Below are 14,740 nucleotides of genomic sequence, written 5' to 3'. Positions count from 1 at the left end.
CCGCACAGCTCAAGGCTTTGCGGGTTTTTTGTTGTGTCAGGCTGTGTCAGCGAGAGGCAAGGCGTACCGTCAAGACCCTGCCTTAGTCTGGCGTTCTGCTTGCTCGGCGGGGATGAAGGGAATCAGGCCTGTCTCATGGGCGAGACGCTGCAGGTTTGCTTTGTAGACGCGTCGGCCGCCACGTCGCTGTCCAGAAAACGCTGGCATTCCACCATGAGCGATCGGCCGATGTCTGAATCATGGTTCGGATCCAGTGACTCCATCATCTCGTGGGCGGTGTAGAGACCCGCTTCCCGGGAGAGTGACTCTGCAATTTGCCTGGCCAATTGATCGCTCAAGGCGGACAGATGCTTTCTGTCGGCAAGCGGCAGGCTGCGTTTCGACCTGGATAACCAGTCGGCGCAAAGGCTGGCCCCTTGGGCTTCGGTCAGCCACTGATCATGTTCGTAGTAAGTCGACAAGCGTTCGGCGACCAGCGCATAGATTAATGCGACGCGTGCCCCACGATCCGTGGTCGACGAGTGCGACGCCGTGTTCAGAGTCATCCCAGCGCTCTCCGTCCTATAGTGTTGCTGAACCCTAACACGCATGCGTCGCATGTGACCGGTATCGTCAGGTAATGAGAGGAAGGAGCGCCGCGCGGGTTGAGCAGGATCACGCTATGCTTGAAGCCGGCCGCGTGCATCAGGCTTAGCGCTATCGCCAGGCTGCATTGGTGACGGGCACGAGTTCGCTTGCGTCACCCGGGATCGAACCGGGGACGACATCGCACAGTTCGCTGGTCATGACGAAGGTGTTTGCCAGATGGCGTAGTCCGGCCACTGGAGATTCGCGTGACGCAGATCACCTTGCTCCCGTGCGGCGACGTGATGACCGGCAGGGGGATCGATCAAATTCCTTTCCGCCCGTGCCTGCCGGCTATGGTGCGAATGGTCTTTTTCGCGTATTAGATGCTGGGAATTGTTCCCTTGTTGCTGAATTGACTTGGTTCAAGTCGCACCCTGGCCAAGTGCCAGGATGTTTTTTTTGCGTCGACGGCATGCCGTGCACCGGTGTACGCGTGCAGCAGGCAAGGACGTCGTGCTCGTCAGCGCCCGTGAATGGCCCACCGTGGGCCGGGGGCGATGCCGACGTTTGCGTGCCGGGGCGCGTGAAAAGGATCTGGAGAGAATTCTTGGAAGAACAGACGATTGCGTGGACCGAGGACGGCGAGGAGCGCTCGGCGCGCTGGCGCTCGGAGAGCGGGGCACGACCGCCGAAGCGGGTGGTGGTGGCGGACGACACGATGAGTGCCGATGCGGCCTACCGACTGGCGTGCGAGGGGACCGGACTGCTGTGGCGGGGCGATTTCCAGAACGCGCGCCAGCTGCTGCAGGCGCTGGTGCGGCGCATCGATCGCAAGCCGGGCAAGGGGGGGACGGCAAAGGGCGGCAAGCCGGTGGCGTCGCCGACCGAGGCCTTCCATCTGCATCGCCAGGCACAGGCGCAGCGCGCGCGGACACTGGGGATGCTGTTGCTGCCGTTCGACGGCAATTACGGTATCCCGTTGCGGCGCGCGCCGGATGTGCTTCAGGCTTGCACGGAGGCATATGGGCCAGCGGCGGGCGAGCCTTTCGTGGCGTCGCTGCGCGAGTTGCTCGGGTTGATCGGGGCGCACGAGTGGCGCAAGAAAGGCGTCGAGATTCAGCCGCTGGTTGCGCGCATTCACCCGCATTACGGCGTGTTCTCGCCGGTGCGCGGGGAATACGTCGAACTGGTTGCGGAGGCGGCGCTGCCGGTGGGGGCGGAGGATCTGGCTTTCGATGTGGGCACGGGTACTGGCGTGCTCGCGGCCGTGCTGGCGCGGCGGGGTGTGAAGCGGATCGTGGCGACGGATCAGGATCCGCGGGCGCTGGCCTGTGCACGCGAGAACATCGCCCGGCTCGGATTCACCAAGCGGGTGGAGGTCATCGAGGCGGACATGTTCCCGGAAGGACGGGCGCCGCTGGTGGTGTGCAATCCGCCGTGGGTGCCGGCACGGCCGAGTTCGCCCATCGAATACGCGGTGTATGACCCGGACAGCCAGATGTTGCGCGGTTTTCTCGCGGGCCTGGCGGCACACCTGACGCCGCGCGGCGAGGGCTGGCTGATCCTGTCCGATCTCGCCGAGCACCTGGGACTGCGTTCGCGCGAGGAGTTGTTGGCACTCATCGATGCGGCGGGGCTGGTGGTGATCGGTCGCTCCGGCGTGCGGCCGAAACATCCGCGCGCGTCGGACGACAGTGACCCGCTACATGCGGCGCGGGCCGCGGAGGTGACTTCGCTGTGGCGGCTCGGGGTGCGGAATCGTTAGTGTGTGCCGGTAGCTCGTCGTTGTATGTCGGCGGTGCAGGGGAGGGGACATGGCATGGGAGACCTTCGCTCACGAGGCTGACATCGGCGTGCGCGGGACTGGCGCGACGCTCGCCGAGGCTTTCGCGGGCGCGGCGACGGCGCTGACGGCGGCGATCTGCGATCCTGCCGCGGTGGCGCCGCGCGAGGCGGTCGCGATCGCGTCCACTGCACCCGATGTGGAGTTGCTGCTGGTCGACTGGCTCAATGCGCTGGTGTTTGAGATGGCGACGCGGCGGATGCTGTTCTCGCGCTTCGACGTGCTCATCGACGTGGCGGGCGACGACTCCCGCCTGCTGGCGACGGTGTGGGGCGAGCCGGTGGACGTCGGCCGCCACCAGCCTGCGGCGGAAGTGAAAGGCGTCTCTTACTGCGAACTCAAGGTCGGTCTGCAGGCCGATGGACAGTGGCTTGCACAATGTGTGGTAGATGTCTGAGCCATGCCGCGCGGTTTTGACTATGCTGAAATAGTGAGTGCGCCGGGGTGAGCGATGTGCCGCACAAAGAGCGGGTTCGTCGGCGGCCCGGTGCAGGTTGTAAGGGCAATTGCGCGAGTTGAGACACTGAACCGAGGCGCTGAAGCCCGCAGGAGATCGACGATGGAACTCGCGAAATTCCGGCAACGCGGCCCCTTCGAGTGGGTGATGCCCGCGACGGGGCGCATGCGCGTGCCGGGCGTGATCTATGCGTCGCGCGACCTGATCGAGGCGATGGACGAAAAAGTCGCCGAGCAGGTGGCGAACGTCGCGAGCCTGCCCGGTATCGTCGGGGCGTCCTATGCGATGCCGGACGCACACTGGGGCTACGGCTTTCCGATCGGCGGCGTGGCGGCCTTCGATGCCGACGAGGGTGGCGTCGTGTCGGCGGGGGGTGTGGGCTTCGACATTTCCTGCGGCGTGCGCACCTTGCATACCGGGCTCAAGCTCGCCGATGTCGAGGCCGCGAAGGCGCGACTCGCGGACGTGCTGTATGCGCGCATCCCTGCCGGTATCGGCAGCACCGGCGCCTTGCGCCTGTCGGCCGCGGGGCTGGACGCGATGCTGCACGGCGGCGCGCGCTGGGCGGTCAAGGAGGGGTATGGCAGCGAGGCCGACCTCGCACGGATCGAGGAGTCCGGTTGTGTCGCCGGCGCGGACCCGTCTGCGGTATCCGACATGGCGAAGAAGCGTCAGCGTGACGAAATGGGCACGCTGGGTTCGGGCAACCATTATCTTGAAGTGCAGGTCGTCGAAGCGGTGTTCGACACGGCGATCGCGCAGGCCTACGGCCTCGCGGTCGGCGACGTGGTGGTCAGCATCCACTGCGGTTCGCGGGGCCTGGGGCACCAGATCGGTACCGACTACCTGCGCGAGATGGTGATCGCAGCACCCGCAGGCATCGCGTTGCCGGACCGCGAACTCGCCTGTGCGCCGCTGAAGTCGAAGCTCGGCCAGCGCTACCTCGGCGCGATGCGGGCGGGCATCAATTGCGCGCTGGCGAATCGGCAGATCCTCACGCATCTCGCGCGCGCAGCCTTCGCCGACGTGTTCCCGCGCGTGCGCCTGCCGCTGCTGTACGACGTGTCGCACAACACCTGCAAGGAGGAAATGCACCGTGTCGGTGAGGAGCGGCGGCGCCTGTTCGTGCACCGCAAGGGCGCGACGCGGGCCTTTGGCCCCGGTCATGCCGAGCTGCCGCGCGAATTCCGCGAGGCGGGTCAGCCGGTACTGATCGGTGGCAGCATGGGCACCGCGTCATGGATCCTGGCCGGCGCGGCGGGTACCGAGGAGCGCGCGTTCGGATCCGCGTGTCACGGCGCAGGGCGGGCGATGAGTCGCCACGAGGCGCTGCGGCGCTGGCACGGACGCAATGTTGTCGATGAACTTGCGGCGCGCGGCATTCTGATCCGCAGCCCGAGCTTCCGCGGTGTCGCAGAGGAGGCGCCGCTCGCGTACAAGGATGTCGGCGCGGTCGTCGAGGCTGCCGAGCAGGCCGGGCTGGCGGTGAAGGTGGCGCGGTTGAAACCGCTGGTGTGCGTAAAGGGGTGAGTGTCGTCGGGGTGAGCGTCGTCGGTCGATAGCCAAGGAGTGATTCATGCAGCGTCCCGCAATCATCCACAAGACCGCCGCCGACCTGCGCGTCGCGCCGAACCTCGCCGACTATGCGGATACCTGTCGCAGCTTCTCGTGGGAGGCGGCGCGGGAGGCGCTTTCCGGCCTGCCGGGCGGGGCGCTGAACATCGCGCATGAGGCGGTGGTGCGCCACGCAGGCGGGCCATTGCGCGAGCACCTTGCCTTCCGCTTCCTCGGCCAGCGAATCGTTCGCGACGTGAGTTACGGCGAGCTCGCGGCACTCACCGCGCGCTTCGCCAATGCGCTGCAGTCGCTCGGGGTCGCGCGCGGCGAGCGCGTGTTCGTGCTGACCGGGCGCATTCCGGAGCTGTACGTCGCGGTGCTCGGTAGCCTGCGCATGGGCTGCGCGGTGTCGCCATTGTTTTCCGCGTTCGGCCCGGAGCCGATCGCCACACGGCTGAATCTCGGCCAAGGGGCGGTGCTGGTGACGAGCGGGCTGCTGTACCAGCGCAAAGTGGCGAAGATCCGCGAGCAGTTGCCGACGCTGCGCCACGTGCTGCTAGTCGGCGAGGACGGCCAGCCCACGGACGTGCCCGGTACGCACGATCTCGGGAAGCTGATGGCAGCCGCCGCGGACGATTTCGCGACCGTCGCGACGCGGCCCGACGAGCTCGCGCTGCTGCACTTCACCAGCGGCACGACTGGCGCGCCGAAAGGCGCGATGCACGTGCATGGTGCGGTGACGACGCACTGGGCGACCGGGCGCTACGCGCTCGACCTGCATCCGCACGACGTCTTCTGGTGCACTGCCGATCCGGGCTGGGTCACGGGCACGTCCTACGGCATCATCGCGCCGCTGTTGCATGGGGTCACTTCGATCGTCGACGAGGGCGATTTCGATGCCGAACGCTGGTACCGCATCCTGCAGGAGCAGGGGGTGACCGTCTGGTACACCGCGCCGACGGCGATCCGTATGCTGATGAAGGCGGGCGCCGAACTTGCGAGGCGTTTCGCATTCCCGCAGCTGCGCTTCATCGCCAGCGTCGGCGAACCGCTGAATCCGGAGGCGGTGTGGTGGGGCAAGGAGGTGCTGGGCCTGCCCATCCACGATAACTGGTGGCAGACCGAGACCGGCGGCATCATGATCGCGAACCTGCCGGCGCTCGACATCAAGCCCGGCTCGATGGGCAAGCCGCTGCCGGGCGTCGAAGCGGCGATCGTGCGCCAGGGTGCAGACGGTCTGGTCGAGGTGGTGCACGAGCCGGACGTCGAAGGCGAGCTCGCACTGATGCGTGGCTGGCCGTCGATGCTGCACGGCTACCTGAACAACGAGGAGCGCTATCGCAAGTGCTTCTCCGGCGTGTGGTATCTGACCGGCGACCTCGCGCGGCGCGACGCCGACGGCTACTTCTGGTTCGTCGGGCGCAGCGACGACGTGATCAAGTCGGCGGGCCACCTGATCGGGCCGTTCGAGGTCGAGAGCGCGCTGATGGAGCACCCGGCGGTCGCGGAAGCCGGCGTCATCGGCAAGCCCGACGCGATGGTCGGCGAAATCGTGAAGGCTTTCGTGTCGCTGAAGAAGGGCTTCGAACCCGGTGATGCGCTGCGCATGGAGTTGCTCGGCCACGCGCGCAAGAAGCTCGGCGCCGCGGTCGCGCCGAAGGAGATCGACTTCGTCGCGACGCTGCCGCGCACGCGCAGTGGCAAGATCATGCGCCGGTTGCTGAAGGCGCGCGAACTGGGGCTGCCCGAAGGCGATACGTCGACGCTGGAGGCTGGAGCATGAACGCGAAGCGCAAGGCCAAGGCTGCCGCGGGCGAGCAGCCGTTCGCGCTACGCCTGCTCGCCGATATGCTGCGCATCCGCCGCATGGAGGAAAAATGCGCCGAACTGTATGGCACCGGCAAGATCCGCGGCTTCCTGCACCTCTATATCGGCGAGGAAGCCTGTGCAAGCGGCGCGATGCATGCGCTCGACGCGACCGACAACGTCGTCGCGACCTACCGCGAGCACGGCCACGCGCTACTGCGCGGCGTGCCGATGGACGCGATCATGGCCGAGATGTTCGGCAAGGCCGCGGGCTGTTCGCGCGGGCGCGGCGGTTCGATGCATCTCTTCGATGCGGCGCGGCGCTTCTATGGTGGCAATGCGATCGTCGGCGGCGGGCTGCCGTTGGCGGTGGGGCTCGCGTTGGCCGACCGGATGCAGGACATTCGTCGTGTGACGGCCTGCTTCTTCGGCGAAGGGGCGATGGCCGAAGGCGCCTTTCATGAGGGCATGAACCTCGCCGCACTGTGGCGTCTGCCGGTGCTGTTCCTGTGCGAGAACAACCTGTACGCGATGGGTACCGCGCTCGCGCGTTCGGAGTCGCAGACCGACCTGTGCGAGAAAGTGGCGAGCTACAAGGTGCCGACGCTGAAGGTCGATGGCATGGATGTGGTGGCGGTGCATGAGGCGACGTGCCGGGCCGCACAGCAGGTGCGCAACGGCGCCGGGCCGTTCTTCGTCGAGTTGCAGACCTACCGCTTCCGCGCGCACTCGATGTTCGACCCGGAACTCTACCGCGACAAGGCCGAGGTCGAGGAGTGGAAGAAGCGCGGGCCGATCCACAGTTTCTCGGCGCAGCTGAAGGCTGCGGGTGAGCTGACCGAGGAGGGCTTCCTCGAACTCGATGCGGCGGCCGACTCGGAAGTCGCCGCCGCGGTCGCGTTTGCCGAGGCCGCCGCGTGGGAGCCGGTCGGAGATCTGCTCAAGGACGTCACCACACGGGGAGCGACAGCATGAGGATCAGCTATCGCGAGGCGATCAGGCAGGCGTTGCGCGAGGCGCTCGCCGCTGACCCGCGGGTGTTCCTGATGGGCGAGGACGTCGGCCGCTACGGCGGCACCGACGCGGTGTCGAAAGGCTTCTACGAGGAGTTCGGCCCCGAGCGCATCCGCGACACGCCCTTGTCCGAACTCGGTTTCGTCGGTGCCGGCATCGGCGCGGCGCTCGGCGGCATGCGCCCGATCGTCGAGATCATGACGGTCAATTTCAGCCTGCTGGCGCTCGACCAGATCGTCAATAGTGCCGCCCTGCTGCGCCACATGTCGGGCGGGCAGTTCTCGGTGCCGCTCGTGATCCGCATGGCCACCGGCGCCGGTCGCCAGCTCGGGGCCCAGCATTCTCACAGCTTGGAGAACTGGTTCGCGCACATCCCCGGCATCCGCGTGTTGGCACCCGCGACCGTCGCCGATGCGCGCGGCATGCTCGGTGCGGCGCTGGCCGACCCCGACCCGGTGGTGATCTTCGAGCATGCGCAGCTCTACAACACGGAAGACGAACTCCTCGACGATTGGCATTGCGACATTGAACGCGCCGCGATCCGCCGCCCGGGCAGCCGGCTGAGCCTGTTCGCATACGGCGGCAGCCTGCCGAAGGCGCTCGACGCGGCGGTGGCGCTCGCGCGCGAGAGCATCGACGTCGAGGTTGTGGACCTGCGCGTGCTGCGCCCGCTGGACACCCGCACGATCGCCGAGTCGGTGCGCCGCACCCATCGCGCCGTGATCGTCGACGAGGGCTGGCGCAGCGGCAGCCTCGCGGCGGAAGTGATGGCGCGCATCGTCGAGCAATGCTTCTTTGACCTCGATGCGCCGCCGCTGCGCGTATGCAGCGAGGAAGTGCCGATTCCGTACGCGAAGCACATGGAGGATGCCGCGCTGCCGCAGGTGGCGAAGATCGTCGCCGCGGTCAAAGAGGTGCTGAATGTTTGAATTCAAACTGCCCTCGCTGGGCGCCGACATGGACGAGGGCAAGCTCCTCGAATGGAAGGTCAAACCCGGCGACGCGGTGCGCAAGGGCCAGGTCGTCGCGATCGTCGATACCTCCAAGGCCGCGGTCGATGTCGAGATCTGGCAGGACGGCACGGTGCACGAGCTGCTGATCGCGCCGGGTGAGACGATTCCGGTGGGCACGGTGCTCGCGACGCTGCTGGAGCCCGGCGAGAAGCCGGGCGCTGCACCGACGGCCAGGGCGCCGGTGGCGGGGCGCCAGCGCATTTCGCCCGCCGCGCGCAAGCGTGCCGAGGCGCTGGGTGTCGATGTTGCACGGCTCAAGGGCAGCGGCCCGGGCGGAGCGCTGACGCTCGCCGACGTCGACGCTGCAGTCGCGACACCGGCAGGGTCGAAAGCGCCCGCGCAGGTTCCGGCGAAGGCCGTGGACGCCGACAAGCAGACCGAGATGCGGCGCGCGATTGCCGCGGCGATGAGCCGCTCGAAACGCGAGATCCCGCATTACTACCTGCTCGAAACGATTCCGATGGCGCGCGCGCAGCAATGGCTCGCCGGGATCAACGCAGGGCGGCCGATCACCGAGCGGCTGCTGATGGCAGTGCTGCAGTTGAAGGCGGTGGCGCTTGCGCTGACGAAATACCCCGATCTGCACGGCTTCTTCCGTGACGGCCGTTTCGAGCCCGCTGCGGCGGCGCACCTCGGTGTCGCGATTTCGTTGCGGCAGGGCGGGTTGATTGCGCCGGCGTTGCACGAGGTCGACAAGAAACCGCTCGACCAGCTGATGCGCGAGCTGACCGATCTCGTCAAACGCACGCGCGCCGGCTCGCTGCGCAGTTCCGAGATGAGCGATCCGACGATCACCGTGACCAATCTCGGCGAACAGGGCGTCGAGTCGGTCGTCGGCGTGATCTATCCGCCGCAGGTCGCGCTCGTCGGTTTCGGCCGCGTCGCGCTGCGGCCGTGGGTCGAAGATGATGCGCTGTGCGTGATGCCGACGGTTGTCGCGAGTCTTGCGGCCGATCACCGGGTCTCCGATGGGCATCGCGGCGCGCTGTTCCTCGCCGAACTGCGCGCGCGGCTGCAGCAGCCGCAGGATCTCTAAAAGGGAGTGGCAATGGAAAAGACGGCAGCAAATCCGGATCTGCGCGGGAAGGTGATCGCGATCCTCGGAAGCATCGCCCCCGAGATCGAGGAAGCGGAGCTCCGCGACGACCACCCGTTACGCCAGCAGGTCGATCTGGATTCGATGGACTGGCTCAACTTCTTGATCGGGATCAGCGAGCAGCTGAACGTGAGCATCCCCGAAGCGGATTACGGCCGCCTCGTGACGCTCGGCGACCTGCTCGACTATCTGCGCACGAAGCTTGGCTAGGTGCAGGCCCCCGGAGGGAGTACAGATGGAATTCAGGGACTACTATCAGATCCTCGGCGTCGCCCGCGACGAGACCGCGGAGAACATCAAGAAGACATTCCGCAAGCTTGCGCGGAAATATCACCCGGACGTCTCGAAGGAGCCGGACGCAGAGCGGCGGATGACGGAAATCAACGAAGCCTATACGGTGCTGTCGGACCCGGAGAAGCGCGCCGCGTATGATCAGCTGGGGCGGGGCTACCGCCCGGGCCAGGAATTCCGTCCGCCGCCGGACTGGGATGCGGGCTTCGAGTTTTCCGGTGACGGCGCCTCGCCGCACGAAGCAGCCGACTACAGCGATTTCTTCGCCGAGCTGTTTGGCCGCATGGGCGCCGCGCCGGGGGGGTTCCGCGCACACCGTGGGCAATTTCGCGCACGCGGCGAAGATCATCACGCAAAAGTACTGCTCGATCTCGACGACGCGTTCAGCGGCGCCACGCGGCAGATCTCGCTGCGAGCGCCGCAGGTGGACGAGCAGGGTCATGTCCAGCTGGCGACGCGCACGCTCAATGTGAAGATCCCGCGCGGTGTGCATGAAGGCCAGGTGATCCGCCTCGCCGGGCAGGGAGCGCCGGGCGCAGGCGGCGCGCCGGCGGGCGATCTGCTGCTGGAGGTGCATTTCCGCCCGCATGCGCGTTTTCGTCCGGACGGACGCGACCTGCATCTGACGTTGCTGGTGGCACCGTGGGAGGCGGCCCTGGGGGCGGTCGTGGCGGTGGATCTGCCCGATGGCAGCATCAAGGTACGCATCCCGGAGGGCACGCAGAGCGGCAGGCAGCTGCGCGTGCGCGGCAAGGGGATTCCGGGTACGCCGGCAGGCGACGTACTGCTTACCATCGAGGTCGTGCTGCCGCCCGCCGACAGCCCGGAGGCGCGTCAATTCTACGAAACGATGGCGCGGGAGCTGGCGTTCGACCCCAGAGCCGTCGATTCCCCTCGTAACGGGAGAAGATGAGCCATGCGCGACGAAGAGATCCTGATCGGCAGCCTGATGGAAGAGAGCTGGCTCACGCTCGAACAGGTCGCAGCGGCCTGCAAGGTCGAGCCGGACTGGCTGGTGCGACACATCGACGAGGGGCTTTTCCCGCATGTCGAGAGCGTCGCCGGCATCTGGCGTTTTTCCGGCACGATGCTGTCACGCGCGCGACGCATGCGGCAGCTCGAGCGCGACTTCGATGCGGTACCCGAACTGGCGGCGCTGATGGCGGACCTGCTCGAAGAGGTGGACGAACTTCGGGCGCGTCTGGGCCGTCCGGGGTAAGCGGAAGCTTGCGATTCGCCCCGGACGGCGTCCCCGCCGGGCTTATGCGAAAGTGCCGAGGGTTTCGACCGAGCCGTCGAGGGCCATCAGGAGGGTCTCGACTTCCAGACCGGGGTGCCGGGTCTTGATCGCAAGCGCCAATCGGTCGAGGTGGTCGCGATGGATCTCTTGCTCGCGGACGGGGTCGTTCGCCAGGTCTTCCCCGAGGATGGCCTTGTAGGCGCCGCAGTCGCGATGATCCATGACAACAACCTTATGGATGTCATGGAGCTGGATGGCGACGCCGAGGTGATCCCAGAAGGTGCGGTTCCATGCCGGGTACTTGTCGGTGACGGCGCCGAGCGACGCACCCGCGAGCACGACGTGGTCGTACTTGTGGGTGAGGCCACGGGCGGCCATGTAGTGCTCGACGCTGTCCATCAGGCGGAAATCCATGCAGGTCAGCAGCAGGATGTCGGTATGGCCGCCGGCGCTGGCTTTACCGCTATGGGCGACGGTGCCAAGCAGGGCGACGCCGGTGGCGAGGGTGGCGCGTTGCAGGAAGTTGCGGCGGGACGTGGGAAGGGTATTGGCCTGGTCGTGATGGCAGGCGCATGGGTGTCTGGGATTCATTTTTTTCGCATTCATTCAAGGGATCAGGGACGGGATGTTGCCGTCACGGATTGTAAATGAATTAATGCGAATTGCATTTACGCATGCGCTCATGCTGCGGGATTGGGCTTGCGGGATCATGCAAGACGCGCTGGCGCCGTCGGCGCCTTGCCGGCCGCGCGCGCACTGTCCGCTCGGCAGCTCCAGTCCGACGTCGGTATCGCCGATGCCGTTGTGCGGGGGAACGTGCGATCCCCCTGACCGTCACCTGACGGTGATCGAAATCTTCTTGGAATGAATCGGCGGGTTGTGGGGAATGTGCTTGTCGTCGCCCATCAACAACTGCAAGGTGTGCTTGCCCGGAGCCAACTCCACCATGGCTTCCGTTTCACCTGCTCCGAAATGCAGGTGATTTCTGTCGGAAGGAATTTCCGCGTCCGCCGAGGGCAAATCCGTATCGATCAGCAGATGATGGTGGCCGGTATTGGGGAAGTTGACGCCCTTCGGCGCGACGCCCATGTTGCGTAGTCCGAACCACACCCGAAACGGTTTTCCGGCCGGCATGACCTGGCCATCGACGGGCCAGCCGATGTATAGATAAGCATTTGCCGGGGCGGGGGTACTGCCGGCGAGTGCGCAGTCCGTTAAGAGCAAGACCGCGACGGCGGCAACGAATGACTTGTACATGGATTCGCTCCCAGTTTTTTTGCCTGCATGACGATGAAACCGAAACCTCGGACGTGTGGGCAACCCGGCTGCTCAGGGGACCGTGATCGTGATCTTCCTTGAATGCACAGGGGGGTCATGCGGCTTGTGGTCATGATCGCCCAGGAGCAGTTGCAGGGTGTGCTTGCCTGGCGGAAGCTCGATGCGTGCCTCGGTCTCACCTGCACCGAAATGGAGGTGATTTCTGTCGGACGGAATCTGCCCGTCGGTCGATAGTTCGGTGTCGACGAGGAGGTGATGGTGACCGACATTGGGCATTTCCACGCCTTTCGGGGCAACACCCATATTGCGCAGGCCCATCCGTACCCATAGCTTGCCGCCGACGATGACCGCACCATCCGGCGGCCAGAGAATGTAGGCCTCGGCATTCGATGGCGAGGGCGTCCCTGCTGCCAACGCCGGCGCAATTGTCAGGGCCGCAGTTGCGAGTGCGGCAAGAGTGATTTTCCTCAACATTTTGCGCATCCTCCGCGATAAATGTCTGACGCATGCGTCGCACGGCCCCATGAACGGGCCGGTCCGCCCGAGCTAATCACGAGTTCAGATTAGGACGGAACTTGGCAGAAAGATACATATAATGAACTGAGATATGGCGCGACTTCGACGACCAAAACAGCAAGCGAATCTTGTCAGTTTCGGCCATGTCTTACTCCGTGCGGCTTCCCGGAGGGGCTGATGGATCGCCCCTGCGGCGCCGGAGAGTTGCGTTTCCGACGGATGCTGCCAGTTCAACTGCAAAGCAAACGGGGTACGGACATGTGGCGAAATCTGCTCATCATAGGGATGTTGGGGGTGTGCGCGAGCGCACAGGTCCAGGGCGGGATCCTTCCCAAGGATAGCGCCGAGCAATACGAGCTCACGTTCTGGGACTCCGTCAAGGACAGCGAGCACGCCAGCGATTACGAGGCGTACCTGAAGGCCTACCCGAACGGGCGATTCGCTGCCCTGGCACGGGCGCGCATCGAGCGCTTGCGCGCGGCGGCACCGAAGGTCGAGGTGCCGGCACCGCGTCCGGCCCCTGCTGCAGCACCGGCGCCGGAACGGGCGCGTCCGGCGCCTGCCGCCGCCCCACCGGCTCCGGAACGGGCGCGCCCGGCGCCTGTTGCCCCTGCAGCGCCGGAGCGGGCGCGCGCCGCACCATCGGCCCCGCCGGCCCCGCCGGCGCCGGCGGTAGCCGCGAGCGCCGTCGCCGCCCTCACGGAGATCAAGGATTGTCCCGCTTGTCCGGTCGTGATCGGACTGCCGCGAGGCGAGTTCGTGATGGGAAGCAACACCGATGATCCGACGGAAAGGCCGGCGCACCGGGTATCGATCGCCCAGCCCTTCGCGATCGGCAAGTACGAGGTGACGAACGAACAGTGGGCCGCCTGTGTGGACGGCGGCGGGTGCCCGCGTTTGAGCGGTGATGCGAACGCCGTGAAGAATGCCCCGGTGCGCGACCTGAGCTGGGACGACGCCCGGCAATATGTCCAGTGGCTGAGCAAGACCAGCGGCAAATCCTATCGGCTGCCGACGGAAGCGGAGTGGGAGTATGCGGTGCGGGGCGGCACCTCGACGCGATACTGGTGGGGCGGCCAGATGCGCACCGGCCATGCGAATTGCAAGGCCTGCGGCGAACCCTGGACTGCGGACGGACCCGTCAGCGTCGGCTCCTTTGCCGCCAACCCTTACGGGCTGTACGACATGAACGGAAGCGTGTGGGAATGGGTCAGCGACTGCTGGCACAACTCCTTCAAGGGGGCGCCGGAGGACGGCCGTTCCTGGGACGAAGCGAACTGCCGCGTGCGCGTGATCCGCGGCGGATCATGGCGTGACGGCGTGGACTACATGCTGTCTTCGACCCGCTTCAAGTACGACGCGAGCGTCCGCCATTCCCAGAATGGATTTCGCGTCGCACGCGACGTGAAATAGCGCCGCAGCGCGTCACCGTTCGCGCGCGTGGGTGGTGATCTGGACGAAATCCGCGGCGATGCGATCCTGTCCGTACTTGGCCGAGATTTCGCGCAGCCGCAGTTCTACCGCGCGTAGATAGTCCGATCTGGATTCGGATTCCGGACGCAGTTTGTCGAACAGCGGTACGGGCGTGGTGAGCAGCACGATCAACTCCGAGCCGAAGGGCTTCGAAATCGTCCAGCCGGCGAGGGTGCCGATGGTGGCCGTGTGGTTGGGCGGTGCCTGGTTGGCCCGCGATCGCCGGCTCGGTACGAGATGGACGACGCTGCCGTCCAGAACGTGATAATCGACATGGACGTAGGACTCGTAGCCGGGCGTCGTGATGTCGGCGATCAAGGAGTCGCCTTCCGTCAGCTCCGCATTGGTGGCGCGCATTCGGATCGAGGTGGCCCGTCCGGCTTGCCGGTTCCTGCTCCAGTAGGGCGCGAACGACTCGATCACACTGCATTTGTCGTCGCTCACCTGCTGCACGTCGGTCGTCAAACGCGTTACGCCGGGGATTGCATTCAATACCTCCTTGAGGCGCGCGAGTCCGAATCGCTCCGGCAAATAACCTTGCACCTCGAGTGAGTGCTCGCTGACCGCGGCCGTGAAGGCGGAGCACGGC

At 66.1% G+C, this 14,740-nt stretch carries 15 protein-coding genes and 1 pseudogene; 11 read left to right on the top strand and 5 right to left on the bottom strand.

Translation table 11 applies throughout. The features are described 5' to 3' along the window. Nucleotides 1-122: 122 nt before the first annotated feature. Nucleotides 123-545: a hypothetical protein gene (locus GPA25_RS08970; RefSeq protein WP_169260036.1), complete on the bottom strand. Its 423-nt coding sequence runs from the start codon at nt 543-545 to the stop codon at nt 123-125. Between the two features lie 629 nt (nt 546-1,174). Between GPA25_RS08970 and GPA25_RS08965 the strand changes: the two genes are divergently transcribed. From GPA25_RS08965 to GPA25_RS08920, 10 genes are all read left to right on the top strand, one after another. Beyond that, complete coding sequence (locus tag GPA25_RS08965) at nt 1,175-2,332, top strand: methyltransferase (protein ID WP_246265527.1); 1,158 nt, start codon at nt 1,175-1,177, stop codon at nt 2,330-2,332. Nucleotides 2,333-2,381: 49 nt separating this feature from the next. Continuing rightward, nucleotides 2,382-2,807: an archease gene (locus tag GPA25_RS08960; RefSeq protein WP_169260034.1), complete on the top strand. Its 426-nt coding sequence runs from the start codon at nt 2,382-2,384 to the stop codon at nt 2,805-2,807. Between the two features lie 162 nt (nt 2,808-2,969). After that, nucleotides 2,970-4,397, top strand: coding sequence for an RtcB family protein (locus tag GPA25_RS08955; protein WP_169260033.1), 1,428 nt, complete (start codon nt 2,970-2,972; stop codon nt 4,395-4,397). A 46-nt stretch (nt 4,398-4,443) separates the two neighbouring features. Continuing rightward, a complete protein-coding gene (acsA, locus tag GPA25_RS08950; protein WP_169260032.1) occupies nt 4,444-6,207 on the top strand; it encodes an acetate--CoA ligase in 1,764 nt (587 codons plus the stop codon). After that, entirely contained in the window at nt 6,204-7,205 is a 1,002-nt protein-coding gene (pdhA, locus tag GPA25_RS08945; RefSeq protein WP_169260031.1) for a pyruvate dehydrogenase (acetyl-transferring) E1 component subunit alpha, read from the top strand. Before acsA ends, pdhA begins: the two co-directional genes overlap by 4 nt. Next, nucleotides 7,202-8,173 (top strand): alpha-ketoacid dehydrogenase subunit beta, encoded by a 972-nt coding sequence (locus GPA25_RS08940; RefSeq protein WP_169260030.1) that lies wholly within the window; start codon nt 7,202-7,204, stop codon nt 8,171-8,173. Before pdhA ends, GPA25_RS08940 begins: the two co-directional genes overlap by 4 nt. After that, nucleotides 8,166-9,293, top strand: coding sequence for a dihydrolipoamide acetyltransferase family protein (locus GPA25_RS08935; RefSeq protein ID WP_169260029.1), 1,128 nt, complete (start codon nt 8,166-8,168; stop codon nt 9,291-9,293). Before GPA25_RS08940 ends, GPA25_RS08935 begins: the two co-directional genes overlap by 8 nt. A gap of 12 nt (nt 9,294-9,305) precedes the next feature. Then, complete coding sequence (locus GPA25_RS08930; RefSeq protein WP_169260028.1) at nt 9,306-9,563, top strand: acyl carrier protein; 258 nt, start codon at nt 9,306-9,308, stop codon at nt 9,561-9,563. Nucleotides 9,564-9,588: 25 nt separating this feature from the next. Continuing rightward, nucleotides 9,589-10,557, top strand: coding sequence for a DnaJ C-terminal domain-containing protein (locus GPA25_RS08925; protein ID WP_169260027.1), 969 nt, complete (start codon nt 9,589-9,591; stop codon nt 10,555-10,557). A gap of 3 nt (nt 10,558-10,560) precedes the next feature. Continuing rightward, nucleotides 10,561-10,863 carry a chaperone modulator CbpM gene (locus tag GPA25_RS08920; protein ID WP_169260026.1) on the top strand — a complete coding sequence of 101 codons (303 nt, stop codon included), beginning with the start codon at nt 10,561-10,563 and terminating at the stop codon, nt 10,861-10,863. A gap of 42 nt (nt 10,864-10,905) precedes the next feature. Here GPA25_RS08920 and GPA25_RS08915 read toward each other — a convergent pair whose 3' ends face one another. The 3 genes from GPA25_RS08915 to GPA25_RS08905 all read right to left on the bottom strand — a co-directional run bounded on the left by GPA25_RS08915 (nt 10,906) and on the right by GPA25_RS08905 (nt 12,636). Further along, nucleotides 10,906-11,475 (bottom strand): carbonic anhydrase, encoded by a 570-nt coding sequence (locus tag GPA25_RS08915; RefSeq protein ID WP_169260025.1) that lies wholly within the window; start codon nt 11,473-11,475, stop codon nt 10,906-10,908. A 243-nt stretch (nt 11,476-11,718) separates the two neighbouring features. Further along, nucleotides 11,719-12,141: a DUF4399 domain-containing protein gene (locus GPA25_RS08910; protein WP_169260024.1), complete on the bottom strand. Its 423-nt coding sequence runs from the start codon at nt 12,139-12,141 to the stop codon at nt 11,719-11,721. Between the two features lie 72 nt (nt 12,142-12,213). Beyond that, a complete protein-coding gene (locus GPA25_RS08905) occupies nt 12,214-12,636 on the bottom strand; it encodes a DUF4399 domain-containing protein (protein WP_169260023.1) in 423 nt (140 codons plus the stop codon). 219 nt (nt 12,637-12,855) lie between these two features. Here GPA25_RS08905 and GPA25_RS08900 point away from each other — a divergent pair, with 219 nt between their 5' ends. Then, nucleotides 12,856-14,091 carry a formylglycine-generating enzyme family protein gene (locus tag GPA25_RS08900; RefSeq protein WP_425486373.1) on the top strand — a complete coding sequence of 412 codons (1,236 nt, stop codon included), beginning with the start codon at nt 12,856-12,858 and terminating at the stop codon, nt 14,089-14,091. A gap of 12 nt (nt 14,092-14,103) precedes the next feature. Here the strand turns inward: GPA25_RS08900 and GPA25_RS08895 are convergent. Continuing rightward, nucleotides 14,104-14,740 (bottom strand): annotated as a pseudogene (locus GPA25_RS08895) (DUF4384 domain-containing protein); the annotation flags it as partial.

It is taken from the genome of Aromatoleum diolicum (assembly GCF_012910955.1).
In the GTDB taxonomy this organism is placed as follows: domain Bacteria; phylum Pseudomonadota; class Gammaproteobacteria; order Burkholderiales; family Rhodocyclaceae; genus Aromatoleum; species Aromatoleum diolicum.
Note: the sequence above shows the minus strand (reverse complement) of the source record. Positions and strands in the feature narration are given on the sequence as shown.